Here is a 15,173-nt window from a genome sequence, read left to right as displayed (position 1 = left end):
CGCCCCGCCCCATGGCGACGGGACGGCATACCGATCAGTCGGTATGCCGTCCCGTCGCCGTTCGTGGACCGCGTCAGCAGAACTCGGGGAACCTCGCAGTGCCGTCGGTCACGGCCTCCTGGACGACGACCGTGCCGTCGGGGGCGCGCCAGGAGAACTCCACGGCGGCGCGAATGCGCTGCCCGGGAGGGCTGCAGAGGCCGACCTGCGGCGACGTCGCCGTGTCGCTCACGTCGTGCCAGCCGTCGAAGTCGTCGGCCTGCTTGACGGTGTTCCACGAGTCGCCGTCCCACCGCTGGTAGCGGATGTCGTTGACCCGGACGTCGAAGTTCGTCCCACCGTCGAGGTCACGGATGCTCGCCTCGGCGCCCAGACCGCCGTTGGAGAACCGCAGGCACTTCTGGAAGCGGTCGCCGGTCTCGCAGCCGGTGAGCTCGTAGGGCGCGGCCGAGGCGCTCGGCGCCATCGTGACGAGGGCGGCAGCGGCGGCCGCGGTGGCGGTGGCGACGGAGAGCAGTCGCTTCGTGGACATCGTTCCTCCAAGGATCGTGGGTGGGTCCGCCGACCGGCGGGCCTCGGTGCGGGACGCTAGGAACGGCGGCTGCGGAAGCGCTGCGATTCCGCTGCGGCGCCGGTGCGACGGGGCGTCTCACCGCGTCCGGTGGGTGAACTCACACCAAGGGCACTTCGGCCGTGCGGGAGGATGGACGGGTGACTGACGCAGCGATCACCATCCCCGCCGACCTCCTCCCCACCGACGGACGCTTCGGGTCCGGCCCGTCCAAGGTCCGTCCCGAGCAGGTCGAGTTCCTCGCCTCCCTCGGCACGACCGTCCTCGGGACCTCCCACCGCCAGGCCCCCGTCAAGAACCTCGTGAAGTCCGTGCGCTCGGGCCTGTCCGACCTCTTCTCGCTGCCCGAGGGCTACGAGGTCGTGCTCGGCAACGGCGGCGCCACCGCCTTCTGGGACATCGCCGCCTTCGGCCTCGTGCGCGACCGCGCCCAGCACCTCGCCTTCGGTGAGTTCTCGAGCAAGTTCGGCGCCGTGACCTCGGCCGCTCCCTTCCTCGGCGAGTCCTCCATCATCAAGAGCGAGCCCGGCACCCGCCCCGCGGCGGTCGCCGAGGACGGCATCGACGTCTACGCCTGGGCGCACAACGAGACGAGCACCGGCGTCATGACCGACGTGCGCCGGGTCGAGGGCGCGGCCGACGACGCCCTCGTGCTCATCGACGCCACCTCCGGGGCCGGCGGCCTGCCCGTCGACGTCGCCGAGACCGACGTCTACTACTTCGGCCCGCAGAAGTGCTTCGCCGCCGACGGTGGCCTCTGGCTCGCGCTCTTCTCCCCCGCGGCCCTGGCCCGCGTCGACGAGATCGCCGCGACCGGACGCTGGGTCCCCGACTTCTTCAGCCTGCCGACCGCGATCGACAACAGCCGCAAGGACCAGACCTACAACACCCCCGCCGTCGGCACGTTGGCGCTGCTCGACGAGCAGGTGCGCTGGCTCAACGAGCAGGGTGGCCTCGACTGGGCCACGGCCCGGACCAAGGACTCGTCCGACCGGCTCTACACGTGGGCCGAGTCGGTCGACTACGCGACGCCGTTCGTCACCGACCCCGCCGCGCGCAGCCAGGTCGTCGCGACGATCGACTTCGACGACGCGGTCGACGCGTCCGTCATCGCCAAGACCCTGCGCGCGCACGGCGTCGTCGACGTCGAGCCCTACCGCAAGCTCGGCCGCAACCAGCTGCGCGTCGCGACCTTCCCGGCCGTGGAGCCCGAGGACGTCAGCAAGCTCATCGCCTCGATCGAGCACGTCGTCGCCGCTCTCTGACCCCGCGCACCCGGGGGGCCGCCGCACGGGCGGCTTCGGCACCGGCCGCGAGCGAGCCCCCAGCTGGTGAGCCGACCACCCACGGGTGGTCGGCTCACCCATTCCTGCCTCGTTCCGGCGGCGCACGTGACGCCTGTGGCAGGTGAGTGTGGAGTGCCTCACCCGCAAGCCCACCTGCAGGGTTTCTTCCGGGTAACCTTTGCGGTGGACTTCACGACGGCGTGAGAAGAAGGAGGCTGACATGGGGGTCAGCACACCCCGGGCGGCCCTGGCCGCCCTGCGGACGACGACCGGCAAGCGCGTGGCGGGTGCGGTGGTCGCGCTCGCCGTGACGACGACCGGTGTCGCGGCCGTGGCCGCGACCGAGCCGCGCGGCAACGAGCGCCCGCGCCTCGTCGTCCCGCCCGTCGCCGTCCAGCAGGCCGGCGGCGTGAGCAGCCTGCCCGCGCTCCCCGCCCTCCCGCCGCTCGAGCTCCCCGACCCCAACGCCTCGATCCCGCCCGAGCTGCTCCCCGAGCAGCCGCAGACCTGGGGCCTGGCGAGCACCGCCAGTGGCATCCCCGCCCAGGCCCTCGCCGCCTACCAGGCCGCACAGCGCCTCCTCGCCGAGGCCGACCCCGGCTGCAAGATCGACTGGGCCCTCCTCGCCGGCATCGGCAAGGTCGAGAGCGACCACGGCCGCTGGGGCCGCAACCTCCTCGACGCCGCCGGCACCGCCGTGCCCGGCATCTTCGGCATCCCCCTCACCGGTGACGGCGTCGCCCGCATCACCGACACCGACGGAGGGCGCTACGACCGCGACGTCGTCTTCGACCGCGCCGTCGGTCCGATGCAGTTCATCCCCGGCACCTGGAAGTCGGTCGGCGCCGACGGCAACGACGACGGCCGGCGCGACCCCCAGAACATGTTCGACGCGGCCACCGCGGCCGGTGTCTACCTCTGCTCGGGTTCGGGCGACCTCACCACGTCGTCCGACCTCACCCGGGCCGTGCTCCGCTACAACCACTCGATGGACTACGTCGCCAAGGTGACGAGCATCGCCGCGTCCTACCGTGCCGGACACTCGGTCGTGCCCGCGACGGCTCTCCCGCCCGGGTATGCCGGGCGCTCGCCCTACCTTCCCCCAGCCGGCACCCAGCCCGGTCCGGGGGCGAGCCCCACGCCCAGGGCATCGGGGAAGCCGTCGTCGGGTACCGGCAGCACCCCCGCCCCGAAGCCCACGAGCGGCAGCACCGCGAAGCCGAAGCCGTCCTCGACCGCTCCGGTCCCCCAGCCGAAGCCGACCTCGGCCCCGGCCCCCCTGCCCAAGCCCCCGGCAGCTCCCGTGCCCGTGCCCAAGGTGACGGTCACGCCCGTGCCGTCGACGACCGTGGCGGTCGACCCCGACCCCTTCTCGGTCGGCGACACCGTGAAGATCACCGCCGGCCAGTACCTCGGCGTCACCGCCAAGGTCGCCAAGGTCGACACCGTCAAGAACACCGTCACCGTCTCCGTCAAGACCGGACTCCTCACCGTGCCCGTCGTGCTCCCCTACGGCTCGGTCGCGCTCGTCCCCTGACGCGCCAAGCCTGACCTCCCGCTCCCGGACGTCAACGACCTACCCGGCGCCAGCAGGAGGGATGTCGGGTCGGGTCAGGTGAGGACGGCATACGCGTCAGGTGAGGACGGCATACGCGATCGCCACGACGACGAGGATCGCGAGCACGCCGAGGGTCATCCGGCGACGGAATGCGGGCGTCATCGCGCAGCCTCCGGCGCGGGCTCGGTGACGGTGTCACGCACCGGCACGGCCTCGATCGTGATGCGCGGGGAGCGCTGCGACTCGTAGCTCACCCGGACATTCTGCTGCCGCGCGATCCACCACATGACGCTGACCAGCGTGATCCCGATGGCGATGGGGCCGATGGCGATCGTCCAGCGGGCGCCCCAGACCTCGCCGATCCAGCCGATGATCGGTGCGCCGATGGGGGTGCCGCCCATGAAGATCGCCATGTAGAGGGCCATGACCCGGCCGCGGACGAGCGGGTCCGTGCGCAGCTGGACCATGGCGTTGGCCGTCGTCAGCGCCGTGAGCGCCGACAGCCCGGTGGGCACGAGGGCGAGCGCGAAGAGCGCATACGTCGGGGCGAGGGCGGCCGCGGCCGTCGAGAGGGTGAAGCCGGCGAGCGAGAGCAGGAGTACCCGGAGCCGGGGCTCGCCGCGGCGCGCGCTGAGCAGCGCGGCGGTGAGCGATCCGATCGCCATGATCGAGCCGAGGATGCCGTACTCGGTCGGTCCCTTGCCGAACTCCTGCGTCGCCATGAGCGCCGTCGTCACCTGGAAGTTCATGCCGAAGGTGCCGAGGACGAAGACGAGGAGCATGACGACCTGGATGTCCGGCCGGTTGCGCACGTAGCGGACCCCCTCGCGGATCGCGCCCTTGCCACGCGTGAGAGGCGCCGGGATGAGGTCGGCGGTGCGCAGCAGGGCGAGGGCGACGATGACGAAGACGAAGGTGCCGACGTTGACGAGCAGCGTCCAGCCGGTGCCGTAGGCCGCGATCATGAGGCCCGCGACGCCGGGGCCGATGAGGCGGCCGGCGTTGAACGAGGCGCTGTTGAGCGCGACCGCGTTGGCGAGCTTCTCGCGCGGCACCATCTCGGAGACGAAGGACTGGCGCGCGGGGTTGTCGATCGCGGTGACGACACCCTGCGCGAGGGCGATCGCATAGACCTGCCACAGCGTCGCGACGTCGAGGAGGACGAGGGCGGCGAGCACGAGGCTCGTGACCAGCAGGAGGCTCTGGGTGACGAGGAGGATCCGGCGACGCGGGAAGCGGTCGGCGATCGCACCTGCCCACGGCGCGAGCAGGAGGAAGGGCAGGAACTGCAGACCGGTGACGATGCCGAGCGCCTGGCTCGAATGGTCGGTGAGCTCGGTGAGGACGAGCCAGTCCTGGGCGACTCGGCCCATCCACGTCCCGACGTTGGAGACGAAGGAGCCCGCGTAGAAGATCCGGTAGTTGCGCTCGCTGAAGGAGGTGAAGGTCGGGCTCACTCGTTGGCCACCTTCCGGAGGATCTCGGTGGCGCGCACGAGCACCGCCTGCTCCTCGGGGTCGAGGTGCCCGACACGCACCGACATCCACTGGTCGCGGCGGCGACGGGTCTCCTTGAGGACCTTCCGCGCGTCGTCGGTGAGCGAGACGATGACCTGCCTCCGGTCGTCCGGGTCCGGCGTCCGCTCGACCCAGCCGAGCTCGACGAGGCCGGCGACGGTGCGGGTCATGCTCGGGGCGCTGACCTTCTCGATCTCGGCGAGCTCGCCCGGGGTGCGCGGGGCCTCCTCGAGCCGGCACATCACCGAGAAGTGGTGTGGCGCGATGAGGTCAGTGCTCTCGTAGCGGACCCGCCGTGAGATGCGCATGCAGGCGAGGCGGAGCTCACCAGCGAGGGCGGACACCGCAGCGGGCCGCAGGGCGGCATACGTGCTCGTGGTGTCTTCCGTCATGGTACTTAGCCTAACTCATTACGTTTGCTAAGTATTTCTCCACGACGGCCCCTTCCGGCCGGATGGACGTCGTATGCCGCCCCCTCCCCTCTCTCGCTATGGTTCCGCCATGTCGACAGCCACCTCCGCCGGCCCGGGCACCGGGTCCTCCACGATCGACCGCTACTTCAAGATCACCGAGCGCGGCTCGTCGATCGGCCGGGAGGTGCGGGGCGGGGTCGTCACGTTCTTCACGATGGCCTACATCGTCGTGCTCAACCCGCTCATCCTGGGGTTCGCCCAGGACGCCAACGGCGACTTCCTCGGCGGCGGCTCGGGCGACGGCTCCAACCTCCCCGCCATCGCCGCGGGCACGGCGCTCGTCGCCGGGCTCCTCACGATCCTCATGGGCGTCGTCGCGAACTTCCCGCTCGCGCTCGCCACCGGGCTCGGGCTCAACGCGTTCGTCGCGTTCGCCGTCGCCTCGCAGATGACGTGGGCCGACGCCATGGGTCTCGTCGTGCTCGAGGGCCTCATCATCCTCGTCCTCGTGCTCACCGGCTTCCGGCAGGCGGTCTTCCACGCCGTGCCCAAGCAGCTCAAGGTCGCGATCTCGGTCGGCATCGGCCTCTTCATCGCGCTCATCGGCTTCGTCGACGCCGGGTTCGTGCGCCGCACGGCCTCGGGCACGGTGCCGGTCCAGCTCGGAGTCGACGGGTTCCTCGGCGGCTGGCCCACCTTCGTCTTCGTCGCCGGGCTCGTGCTCATCATCGTGCTCTGGGTCCGCAAGGTCCGCGGCGCGATCCTCATCGCCATCGCCGCGACGACCGTGCTCGCGATCCTCATCGAGGCCATCGCCAAGATCGGCCCGATGGTCATGGGCGACAAGGTCAACCCCACCGGCTGGGGTCTCATCGTCCCGACGCTGCCCGACGAGATCATCGACACCCCGTCGTTCTCGACCGTCGGCCAGTTCTCGCTGCTCGGCTCGTTCCAGTCGGTCGGCATCGTCTCGGCCGCTCTGCTCATCTTCACGCTCATGCTCGCCGACTTCTTCGACACCATGGGCACGATGACGGCCATCGGCCACGAGGCCGACCTGCTCGACGAGGACGGCCTACCGCCCCACACCGACCGCATCCTCGTCGTCGACTCGCTCGCCGCCGCTGCCGGTGGTGCCGCGGGCGTCTCGTCGAACACGAGCTACATCGAGTCGGCCTCGGGTGTCGGTGAGGGCGCCCGCACCGGTCTGGCGTCGGTCGTCACCGGCGTGCTCTTCCTGCTCTCGATGGTCTTCGCGCCGCTCATCAAGGTCGTGCCGTCCGAGGCCGCCGTCCCCGCGCTCGTCCTCGTCGGCTTCCTCATGATGCAGCAGGTCAAGGAGATCGACTGGGACGACGTCGAGATCGCCATCCCGGCGTTCCTCACGATCGTGCTCATGCCGTTCACCTACTCGATCACCGCGGGCATCGGCGCCGGCTTCGTCGCCTACGTCCTCATCAAGGTCGTGCGTGGCAAGGCCGCCTCGATCCATCCGCTCATGTGGCTGGTCGCCGGGCTCTTCGTCCTCTACTTCGCGATCGACCCGATCAAGACCGCCCTCGGCGTCTGACCCGGGTCACGACCCCCACACTTCTTGCGGAAAGGGGACGTTCTCGTGGGCTCTCGAGCTCCGGGAACGTCCCCTTTCCGCAAGAAGTCGAGCGGTGAGTTGCCAGCTCAGCCGGCGTCGTGGGCGTTGCCGCGACCCCGGCGGACGTAGGCGAAGCCGATCGCGCCGAGGACCAACCCTGCGACGCAGGCCCACGGCCACCACGACCGGTCGCCCTCGTGCAGCGCCGGCACGAGCAGGGTGACGACGAGGGCGACGGCCCACAGGGCGAGTCCGACGGCGATGATCCGCTGGGTCGGCACCTGCATGGCGCGCAACACCTCGACCCCTTCCGCATCGAGGCCGTCCGGCACGTCGGACGGGCGTATGCCGTCCACTCCCGGCTCGCTCGCCCCCTGCGGCTCGCCCATAGAGACGCTCAGACCCGCTCGAGCTGGGTGTCGTCGAGCACCGGCGGTGCGACGACCTCGGGCTCAGGAGCCTCGACGTCGACCTCGGAGTGGGCGCCGCAGCCGTGGTCCAGGCTCACGACGCTGCCGTCGGAGGGAGACCAGGCGTTGGCGCACACGCCGAAAAAAGACCGGAGGGCACCCGCCATCGGGATGAAGAAGCCGCACGACGAGCAGGGTGCCGGCGCCTTCTGCGCGACCGGGGCGTTCGGCCCGTGGTCGCCGTCGTACCACCGCTGGGCGGCGGCGTCGCGGCCCTCGGCCGAGAGCACCCGCTCGCGCCCGAGGCCGAGCTCGAAGAGCGCGACGCGGTCGACGTCCTCGTCGCCCGTGGCCTCGAAGCCGGCCTCGAGCAGCGGGTCGTCGTCGACCTTGGGCGTGACGTCACCGGGGCCGATGTCCCCGGGAGCCAGCCGGTCGGCATACGGGACCCACTCGGGCGACAGCAGCGCGCCGTCACCCGGGACGAGGTTGGTCTCGGAGACGGTGACGACCTTGGAGCGCGGCACCCGCGCGACGGTGATCGCCCAGCGCCAGCCGGGGTAGGCGCCCGCGGTGCAGGCGAAGTAGTGCGTGCCGACGCGGTCCTCGACCATCTCCATGCCGAGGTGGTCGCCGACGGTGCCGGCCTCGGCGATCGACTCGGCCGCCTCGCGGGCGAGGTCGACCGCACCCTTGAGGGTGGCGTCGTGCTTGACGGCGGGCATCAGACGTCGAGGTCGTCGGCGACGGCCCGCAGCACCTGGGCGACCTTGGACCCGTGGCCCTTGTCGGGGTAGTGACCACGGCGCAGCGAGCTCTGCACCGAGTCGAGGAGGGTGATGAGGTCCTCGACGATGACGACCATCTCGTCGGCCGGCTTGCGGTCGCGGGCCTTGCGGTTGGCCGTGACGCTCGCGGCGGGCTCGAGGAGGCGCAGCGACAGCGCCTGGGCGCCGCGGCGGCCCTCGACGATGCCGAACTCGACGCGGGCGCCGTTCTTGAGGGACGTCACTCCCGCCGGCAGGGCGCTCGCGGGCACGAAGACGTCGCCGCCCTCGGCCGGGTCGTCGGTCGAGACGAACCCGAAGCCCTTGTCGGAGTCGTAGAACTTCACCTTGCCAGTCGGCACGGGGCACCTCATGTGATTGCTGTGGGTCCGGAGTGCGGCGCGCGCACCTCCGGGCGTACCCGCACAGCGTATCTGCCGGGATGTCCGCCGCGCGCACGCCTTTCCCGGGCCCGCCAACTCGCAAGAAGTCGGTTGGGGCGTGTCGGTGCGGGCTGCGAGAGTTCTCCGGTGAGCACCGAGACCGCCCGCCCCAAGGTGAGCCTGCGACAGTTCTGGGCCGAGCTGCCGACGCCCGGGCGCTGGCTCCTGTCGACGGTGGCGGTGCAGACCCTCGGCCGGGGCCTCACGCTGCCGTTCACCGTCATCTACATCAACGAGGTCCGGGGCATCGGGCTCGGCACGGCCGGCACGCTGCTCGCCCTCATCGCCATCGTCGCCCTCTGCGTCACCGGCCCCGGCGGCTCGCTCACCGACCGCATCGGCGCCCGCCGCATGCTCATCGCCGGCACGAGTGCCCAGCTCGTCGGCTGCGTCGTCCTCGCCTTCGCGACGACGGTCCCGGCCTTCGTCGTCGGCTTCGTCCTGCTCGGGTTCAACTTCGGGGTCTCATGGCCGGCGTTCAACGCGCTCATCGCCTCGGTGGTCGAGGGCCCGTTGAGGCAGCAGTACTTCGGGGTCAACTTCGCACTCGTCAACCTCGGCATCGGCCTCGGCGGCGTCATCGGCGGCCTCTTCGTCGACGTCCGCGAGCCGATGACCTTCACGCTGATCTTCCTCGCCGACGCGGTGAGCATGCTCGTGCCGCTCGGGCTCCTCCTCGGACCGCTGCGCACCGTGCACGGGCGGGCCGAGCGCACCGAGGACACCCCGACCGTCGGCTACCCCGACATCCTGCGGCGGCCGCCGGTCCTCTGGCTCACCTTCATCACCTTCCTCTGCACCTTCATCGGCTACGGCCAGATCGAGTCCGGCTTCCCCGCCTTCTCCCGTCAGGTGGGCGAGGTCTCGACCCAGGTCATCGGGTTCGCCTTCGCCATCAACACCCTCGTCATCGTCGCGCTGCAGTTCACCGTGCTCAAGGCGGTCACCGGGCGCCGGCGCACGCGCGGCCTCCTCGTCATGGTGGTGCTCTGGCTCGTCTCGTGGCTCGTCCTGTCGACGGCCGGGCTCGGCCCGGCGATGCTCGCGTCTGTCGCGGTCGTCACCTTCATGGGCGTCTTCGGGCTCGGCGAGATCTTCATGCAGATCGCGATCCCGGCCATCACCAACGACATGGCCGACGACCACGTCCGGGGTCGCGCCAACGCCGTCAACGCCGGCGCCTTCCAGGGCGGCGCCATCCTCGGGCCGATCGTCTCGGGCTTCCTGCTCGAGCACGACCTGCCCGTCGCCTTCATCGGGGCGATGGTGGGCGGCCTCGCCGTCATGGCCGCGGCGATCGTCGCCCTCGAGCGTCAGCTCGCGCCGACCGAGAACGGCGTCACCTCGGGCTGATCCCCCACGTGCCGGTCCACGCCTCGCCGGGGCCGAGCCGGAGCAGCGCGGTGCCCGAGTTGAACGCGTCGGGCGGGCACGTCATCGGCTCGACCGCGACGCCACGACGCCCGGCCACCGACCCCGTGAAGACCTGGGCCCACGGGAAGACCTCCGCGTCGGCCCAGAGATCGACCGGGGCCCGGCCGGGTGGCGCGACCGTGATCCGCCAGCGGTCGTCCTCGCCCGCCAGCTCCGTGTAGGCCGTGTCGAGCATGTGACCCGCGAGCGCTCGCCCGTCACGGAAGTCGTATGCCGTGTCGTCGACCGGACTCGTCCGCAGCGGCAGCAGCCGGTCGTCCACCTCCATGTAGGACGAGGCGGGCACGGTGAGCTCGACCTCCTCCATGGGCGCGTCCCCGATGGCGAGGTAGGGGTGGACGCCGTAGCCGAAGGGTGCGGTCCCCTTCCCGACGTTCGCCACGTGGACGGTGACGGTGAGGCCGGCGGGCGACACGGCATACGTCGTCGTGGAGGCGAGGTGCCAGTCCCAGCCCTGCCCGGGGAAGAGGCGGTGCGCCACCGTGAGAGAGGTGTCCGTGCGGGCGACGAGCCGCCACGGCGCCCAGCGCACGAGCCCGTGGATGGCGTTGTGGCGGTCGACCTCGGTGAGCGCGAGCTGGTGCTCGACGCCGTCATCGGTGTAGCGGCCGTCACGGATGCGGTTGGGCCACGGGATGAGCTGCTGGCCACGGCCGCTCGAGCAGGGCTCGTCCGCGTCGAACCCGGCGAGCACCTCGACCCCGTCGCGCGTCCACGAGCGCAGCCCGCCACCGACCTCGACGACGACGAGCTCGTCGCGGCCGACCGAGAGGTTCCACTGCTCGCCGGTGGGTGACGGCTTCTGGTTGCTCATGGAGCGAATCTACGCGCGGCGGCGCGGGACTACGGTGGTGCAGTGCCGCCCGACTTCCCCCGCCAGAGCCGTTCGCTGGCCGACGACATCCGCGGACGGTCCGACGAGGAGCTCCTCGCGCTGCTCGCCGCGCGGCCCGACCTCGCACGCCCGGCTCCGAGCGACCTCACTGCCCTTGCGTCGCGCAGCTCGACGCGGGCGAGCACGCTGCGTGCCGTCGACGGGCTCGACACCGCTCACCTGCAGGCCCTCGAGGCCGCGGCGGTGGTCGGCGAGACGGTGACCGCCGCCGACCTCGCCCGCGCGCTCGGCGACGTGGACACCACGACGGCCGCCCGCCTGCTCGACGACCTCTGGCGGGTCGCGCTCGTCTGGCGGGCGCCCGAGGGCACGGTCGTGACGCGCACCGCCAAGGACGTCCTCGGCGACGCGGTCGCCGGCCTCGGGCAGGGAGGCGACGACCTGCCGGGTGGCGACGCGCTCGACGAGGAGGCGATCCGCGCCGCCGTGGCCGAGGCCCCTCCCCGCGCCCGGGCCGTCCTCGACCGGCTCACCTGGGGGCCGTCGGTGGGCATCGTCGCCGCCGAGGACGCGCCGGGCCGGCGCGGTCCGGCCGACGACGGTCCCCGCTGGCTGCTCGCCCGTGGCCTCGTCCGTGCCGTCGCCGCCGACCAGGTCGCCCTGCCCCGCGAGGTCGCGCTCACCCTGCGCGAGGGGCGCATCCACCGCGCCGCGCAGCTCGACCCACCGCAGGTCACCGGGCCCGAGCGCAAGGTCGACGCCGTCGACGCCGCGGCCGGCGCCGCCGCCTCGGAGGTGCTGGCCCTCCTCGACGAGCTCCTCGACACCTGGTCGCAGACTCCACCACGCGTCCTGCGCACCGGTGGCCTCGCCGTCCGCGACCTCAAGTCCGCGGCGACGCGCCTCGACACGGGACCGGAGCACACGGCATACCTGGTGGAGCTCGCACTCGTCGCGGACCTCGTCGCAGACGACGGCGAGGTGGACCCGCACTGGGTGCCGACGGCGGAGTACGACGTGTGGCAGACCGAACCCGGCGGTGAGCGGTGGGCGCGCCTCGCGCAGTCGTGGCTCACGACCACCCGAGCGCCGCACCGCGTCGGGTCGCGCACGGACGCCTCCTCGGTCGTCAACGCCCTCGGCGCCGACGCCCAGTGGCCACCGATCCGGGCACTGCGCCGCGAGGTGCTCGAGCTGCTCGCCGCCGCACCCTCCGGCACCGCACCGACGGCCGAGGACCTCGCAGCCGCCGTCCGGTGGCGCCGACCGCGCCGCGTGCCCCGGACCCTCGAAGCCGTCGTCGAGGCCGTCCTGCGCGAGGCCGCGTGGCTCGGCGTCACCGGCCACGGCGCGCTCAGCGTCGCCGGTCGCGCCCTGCTGGCCGCCGACGGCGAGATCGCTCCGGTCGCCGAGTCGATCCACCCGCACCTGCCGGCGCCGGTCGAGGCCGTGCTCCTCCAGGCCGACCTCACCGCGATCGCACCCGGCCCGGTGACGGGCTCGCTCGCGGCCTTCCTCCGCCTCGTCGCCGACGTCGAGTCCCGGGGCGGGGCGACCGTGCACCGCTTCAGCGAGGCCTCGATCCGGCGCTGCCTCGACACCGGGTGGACCGGCGAGGACATCCTCGCCGGGCTCCGCGACGCCAGCCGCACCCCGGTGCCGCAGCCGCTCGACTACCTCGTGCGCGACGTCGCCCGCCGCCACGGAACCGTGCGCGTGCGTGGCGTGAGCGCCGTCATCCGCAGCGAGGACGAGGCCGGGCTCGACGTCATGCTCGCCCACCGCGGCCTCACCTCCCTCCAGCTGCGTCGCATCGCCCCGACCGTCCTCACGTCACCGGTGCGGCCCGACGTCGTCCTCGAGGTGCTGCGCGAAGAGGGCTTCTCCCCCGTCGCCGAGTCCGCGGCCGGCATGGTCACCGTGCCGACCCGGCCCGCGCGCCGCGTCGTCCGCCGCAGCTCCGTCGACCCCGCGCTCGTCCAGGCCATGGACGAGGCCCAGGTCGCCTCGCTCGTCGCCGGCCTTCGCGCTGCCGAGTCCGAGGCACGCGCCCGCGCCGCGGCCGCACCCGGCGGCCGCACCGGTCCCCCGATCCCGGCCAACGACCCGACCACCTCCGTCGCCGTCCTCCGCGAGGCCATCGCCGACGGCCGCCCCGTCTGGCTCGGCTACTCCGACGGCGTCGGGCGCACGCAGCGCATGCTCTTCTACCCCGAGCGCCTCGACGGTGGACGCGTCACCGGCGTCAGCGAGGGCGTCACGCGAACCCTCTCGATCCACCGCATCACCGGCGTCGTCGCCGACTGACACGGTTCCGGCCCGGGCACCCGAGGTACTCAGCGCGGCGGACCAGGAGCGCAGGCCCACTGCCGATTCGCCGCTGGCTGGGCCTGGCGGGAGACCGAAGCGCGCTCAGCGCGCGAGGTCGGATGGACTGCGGCGAATCGGTAGTGGGCCGGTGCGACCCCACGACGGGGGCGACCGGACGGGCGCCGTGCGCGCGGTGCCGGGTCAGTCGGCGGGCGTGAGGGCGCGGACGACGGCGGAGGGCGAGGGACGGCCGAGCTGCCGCGCCATCCACGCGCTCGTCTCCAGCAGCGCCTCGAGGTCGACGCCGGTGCGCACGCCGGCGCCCGCCATCGCCCAGACGAGGTCCTCGGTGGCGAGGTTGCCGGTGGCGCTCTCGGCGTAGGGGCAGCCGCCGAGGCCGCCGGCGGAGGAGTCGACGACGGTGACGCCCTGGCGGAGTGCGACGAGGGTGTTGCTCAGCGCCTGGCCGTAGGTGTCGTGGAAGTGGACGCCGATGCGGTCGACGCCGATCCCCCTGTCCTGCAACGCATCGAGCAGTCGGGCCACGTGCCCGGAGGTGGCGACGCCGATGGTGTCGCCGAGCGACAGCTGGTCGCAGCCGAGGTCCATGAGCCGCTCGGCGACGTCCACGACCTGCGTCACGGGGACGGGACCCTCCCACGGGTCGCCGAAGCACATCGACACGTAGCCGCGCACCCAGAGGCCGGCGTCGTGCGAGCGGGAGACCACCGGCCGGAACATCTCGATCGACTCGTCGACGGTGCGGTTGAGGTTCTTGCGCGCGAAGGTCTCGGTGGCGCTGCCGAAGATCGCGACCGCTCCGACGCCGGCCTCGAGGGCGCGGTCGAGTCCGCGCTCGTTGGGCACGAGGACGGGTCGGCGGGGGCCGCGGCCCTCGTCGCCGAGCAGGCCCAGCACCTCGGGGGCGTCGGCGAGCTGCGGCACCCACTGCGGGTTGACGAAGGAGGTCGTCTCGATGGTGCCGAGGCCGGCGGAGGCCAGGCGGCGGACGAACTCGGCCTTGACCTCGGCGGGCACCACGGCCTTCTCGTTCTGCAGTCCGTCGCGAGCGCCGACCTCGTAGATCGTGATCTCCGCGGGGAGCGTCGGGTCCGGCTCGACCTGCGGGGTGCGCATGCTCATGCCTCATCCTGACACGCAGCGTGGGCGAGTCCTGCCGACCGTGGGAGCGGGGGCGACCCCGGCAGGTACGTTGTCGCCCATGAGCGAGAACGACAAGGACCCGCAGCAGGGGGAGTACTCGGATCCGACGGCCAGCCCCGACTGGACGGTGCCGTCGTCCTCGCCGGACTCGGCGTCCCATCAGGACACCCCCTCCTCCGCGCCGACCGAGCAGATCCCGCAGGGCTCCGACGCCGGCTCGGGGACGTCGTCGGACGAGCCCTTCGTGCCGCCGGTGCCGCCCGCACCCCCGGGGCCGAGCTACGACGCTCCCTACACGCAGGCCGGTGGCCAGAGCGACCCGTATGCCGGTGGGCAGCCGGCGAACCCGTATGCCGCCACGCCTCCCCCGCCGCCGCAGTTCCCCTACGGCGCTTCTCAGCCCCCGTCGCCCTACGGCGCACCGCCGCCTCCCCCCGCCTACGGGGCACCCCAGCCGCAGGATCCCTATGCAGGTCAGCAGCCGGCATACGACCCGTATGCCGCGAGCGGCGCCCAGGCGCAGCCGGGCGGCTACCCGCCCTACCAGCCCCCCGGGCAGTGGCAGGCAGCGCCGGTCGGCTACGGCGCCCCGCCCCCGCAGAACACGAGCGCCATCGTCCTGACGATCCTGTCCGGCATCGTCCTGGTGAGCTGCTGCATCCCCGGCATCGTCCCGCTCATCCTCGGCATCATGGCGCTGACGAAGAACTCGACCGACCCCGAGGGCTCGCGCCGCCTCACCAAGTGGGGCTGGATCGCGTTCGCCATCGGCATCGCCCTCGCGGTCATCGGCTTCATCGTCTTCATCGCGATCGGCGCATCGGGTGGGTTCGACGGCGGCACCTACGACTCCGACTACTCCTACTGAGGTCCC

General features: G+C 72.4%; 14 protein-coding genes. 6 read left to right on the top strand and 8 right to left on the bottom strand.

Annotated elements, in window-relative coordinates; genetic code table 11:
* Nucleotides 1-73 precede the first annotated feature (73 nt).
* A complete protein-coding gene (locus tag ACOJV7_RS10940; protein ID WP_420190177.1) occupies nt 74-532 on the bottom strand; it encodes a hypothetical protein in 459 nt (152 codons plus the stop codon).
* Between the two features lie 179 nt (nt 533-711).
* Here ACOJV7_RS10940 and serC point away from each other — a divergent pair, with 179 nt between their 5' ends.
* Nucleotides 712-1,836, top strand: coding sequence for a phosphoserine transaminase (serC, locus tag ACOJV7_RS10935; protein ID WP_420190176.1), 1,125 nt, complete (start codon nt 712-714; stop codon nt 1,834-1,836).
* A gap of 241 nt (nt 1,837-2,077) precedes the next feature.
* The gene (locus tag ACOJV7_RS10930; RefSeq protein ID WP_420190175.1) at nt 2,078-3,394 is read left to right on the top strand and encodes a KOW motif-containing protein; all 1,317 of its coding nucleotides are present in this window, start codon (nt 2,078-2,080) and stop codon (nt 3,392-3,394) included.
* Nucleotides 3,395-3,573: 179 nt separating this feature from the next.
* Here the strand turns inward: ACOJV7_RS10930 and ACOJV7_RS10925 are convergent, their stop codons facing one another.
* Nucleotides 3,574-4,872, bottom strand: coding sequence for an MFS transporter (locus tag ACOJV7_RS10925; protein WP_420190174.1), 1,299 nt, complete (start codon nt 4,870-4,872; stop codon nt 3,574-3,576).
* Complete coding sequence (locus tag ACOJV7_RS10920) at nt 4,869-5,324, bottom strand: MarR family winged helix-turn-helix transcriptional regulator (RefSeq protein ID WP_420190173.1); 456 nt, start codon at nt 5,322-5,324, stop codon at nt 4,869-4,871. The genes ACOJV7_RS10925 and ACOJV7_RS10920 overlap by 4 nt, the downstream gene beginning before the upstream one ends.
* A gap of 109 nt (nt 5,325-5,433) precedes the next feature.
* On the opposite strand from ACOJV7_RS10920, the gene ACOJV7_RS10915 reads away from it, so the two are divergent.
* Nucleotides 5,434-6,915 (top strand): NCS2 family permease, encoded by a 1,482-nt coding sequence (locus ACOJV7_RS10915; protein ID WP_420190172.1) that lies wholly within the window; start codon nt 5,434-5,436, stop codon nt 6,913-6,915.
* A 107-nt stretch (nt 6,916-7,022) separates the two neighbouring features.
* On the opposite strand, the gene ACOJV7_RS10910 is transcribed toward ACOJV7_RS10915, so the two are convergent.
* The 3 genes from ACOJV7_RS10910 to ACOJV7_RS10900 are packed head-to-tail and all read right to left on the bottom strand — an operon-like array spanning nt 7,023 to nt 8,475.
* Nucleotides 7,023-7,325: a DUF2530 domain-containing protein gene (locus tag ACOJV7_RS10910; RefSeq protein ID WP_420190171.1), complete on the bottom strand. Its 303-nt coding sequence runs from the start codon at nt 7,323-7,325 to the stop codon at nt 7,023-7,025.
* Between the two features lie 8 nt (nt 7,326-7,333).
* Nucleotides 7,334-8,071 (bottom strand): DUF3027 domain-containing protein, encoded by a 738-nt coding sequence (locus tag ACOJV7_RS10905; protein WP_420190170.1) that lies wholly within the window; start codon nt 8,069-8,071, stop codon nt 7,334-7,336.
* Nucleotides 8,071-8,475 carry a cold-shock protein gene (locus ACOJV7_RS10900; RefSeq protein ID WP_420190169.1) on the bottom strand — a complete coding sequence of 135 codons (405 nt, stop codon included), beginning with the start codon at nt 8,473-8,475 and terminating at the stop codon, nt 8,071-8,073. Before ACOJV7_RS10900 ends, ACOJV7_RS10905 begins: the two co-directional genes overlap by 1 nt.
* A gap of 168 nt (nt 8,476-8,643) precedes the next feature.
* Between ACOJV7_RS10900 and ACOJV7_RS10895 the strand changes: the two genes are divergently transcribed.
* On the top strand, nt 8,644-9,909 hold the full coding sequence (locus ACOJV7_RS10895) for an MFS transporter (protein ID WP_420190168.1): 1,266 nt from the start codon (nt 8,644-8,646) through the stop codon (nt 9,907-9,909).
* On the opposite strand, the gene ACOJV7_RS10890 is transcribed toward ACOJV7_RS10895, so the two are convergent.
* On the bottom strand, nt 9,896-10,804 hold the full coding sequence (locus tag ACOJV7_RS10890; protein ID WP_420190167.1) for an aldose 1-epimerase family protein: 909 nt from the start codon (nt 10,802-10,804) through the stop codon (nt 9,896-9,898). The genes ACOJV7_RS10895 and ACOJV7_RS10890 overlap by 14 nt on opposite strands.
* A 42-nt stretch (nt 10,805-10,846) precedes the next feature.
* Between ACOJV7_RS10890 and ACOJV7_RS10885 the strand changes: the two genes are divergently transcribed.
* The gene (locus ACOJV7_RS10885) at nt 10,847-13,132 is read left to right on the top strand and encodes a helicase-associated domain-containing protein (RefSeq protein WP_420190166.1); all 2,286 of its coding nucleotides are present in this window, start codon (nt 10,847-10,849) and stop codon (nt 13,130-13,132) included.
* A 204-nt stretch (nt 13,133-13,336) separates the two neighbouring features.
* Here the strand turns inward: ACOJV7_RS10885 and ACOJV7_RS10880 are convergent, their stop codons facing one another.
* Nucleotides 13,337-14,272: a hydroxymethylglutaryl-CoA lyase gene (locus tag ACOJV7_RS10880; protein WP_420190403.1), complete on the bottom strand. Its 936-nt coding sequence runs from the start codon at nt 14,270-14,272 to the stop codon at nt 13,337-13,339.
* 85 nt (nt 14,273-14,357) lie between these two features.
* Here ACOJV7_RS10880 and ACOJV7_RS10875 point away from each other — a divergent pair, with 85 nt between their 5' ends.
* Complete coding sequence (locus ACOJV7_RS10875; RefSeq protein WP_420190165.1) at nt 14,358-15,167, top strand: hypothetical protein; 810 nt, start codon at nt 14,358-14,360, stop codon at nt 15,165-15,167.
* Nucleotides 15,168-15,173 lie beyond the last annotated feature (6 nt).

This window comes from Knoellia tibetensis (genome assembly GCF_048606415.1).
GTDB classification, from domain to species: domain Bacteria; phylum Actinomycetota; class Actinomycetes; order Actinomycetales; family Dermatophilaceae; genus Knoellia; species Knoellia tibetensis.
Note: the sequence above shows the minus strand (reverse complement) of the source record. Positions and strands in the feature narration are given on the sequence as shown.

What these genes read in the sequence shown, in the direction of transcription:
- ACOJV7_RS10910 (WP_420190171.1), bottom strand. Translation starts at nt 7,325, where the DNA reads ATGGGCGAGCCGCAGGGGGCGAGCGAGCCGGGAGTGGACGGCATACGC.
- ACOJV7_RS10940 (WP_420190177.1), bottom strand. Translation starts at nt 532, where the DNA reads ATGTCCACGAAGCGACTGCTCTCCGTCGCCACCGCCACCGCGGCCGCC.
- ACOJV7_RS10920 (WP_420190173.1), bottom strand. Translation starts at nt 5,324, where the DNA reads ATGACGGAAGACACCACGAGCACGTATGCCGCCCTGCGGCCCGCTGCG.
- ACOJV7_RS10875 (WP_420190165.1), top strand. Translation starts at nt 14,358, where the DNA reads ATGAGCGAGAACGACAAGGACCCGCAGCAGGGGGAGTACTCGGATCCG.
- ACOJV7_RS10880 (WP_420190403.1), bottom strand. Translation starts at nt 14,272, where the DNA reads ATGCGCACCCCGCAGGTCGAGCCGGACCCGACGCTCCCCGCGGAGATC.
- ACOJV7_RS10905 (WP_420190170.1), bottom strand. Translation starts at nt 8,071, where the DNA reads ATGCCCGCCGTCAAGCACGACGCCACCCTCAAGGGTGCGGTCGACCTC.
- ACOJV7_RS10915 (WP_420190172.1), top strand. Translation starts at nt 5,434, where the DNA reads ATGTCGACAGCCACCTCCGCCGGCCCGGGCACCGGGTCCTCCACGATC.
- ACOJV7_RS10930 (WP_420190175.1), top strand. Translation starts at nt 2,078, where the DNA reads ATGGGGGTCAGCACACCCCGGGCGGCCCTGGCCGCCCTGCGGACGACG.
- ACOJV7_RS10890 (WP_420190167.1), bottom strand. Translation starts at nt 10,804, where the DNA reads ATGAGCAACCAGAAGCCGTCACCCACCGGCGAGCAGTGGAACCTCTCG.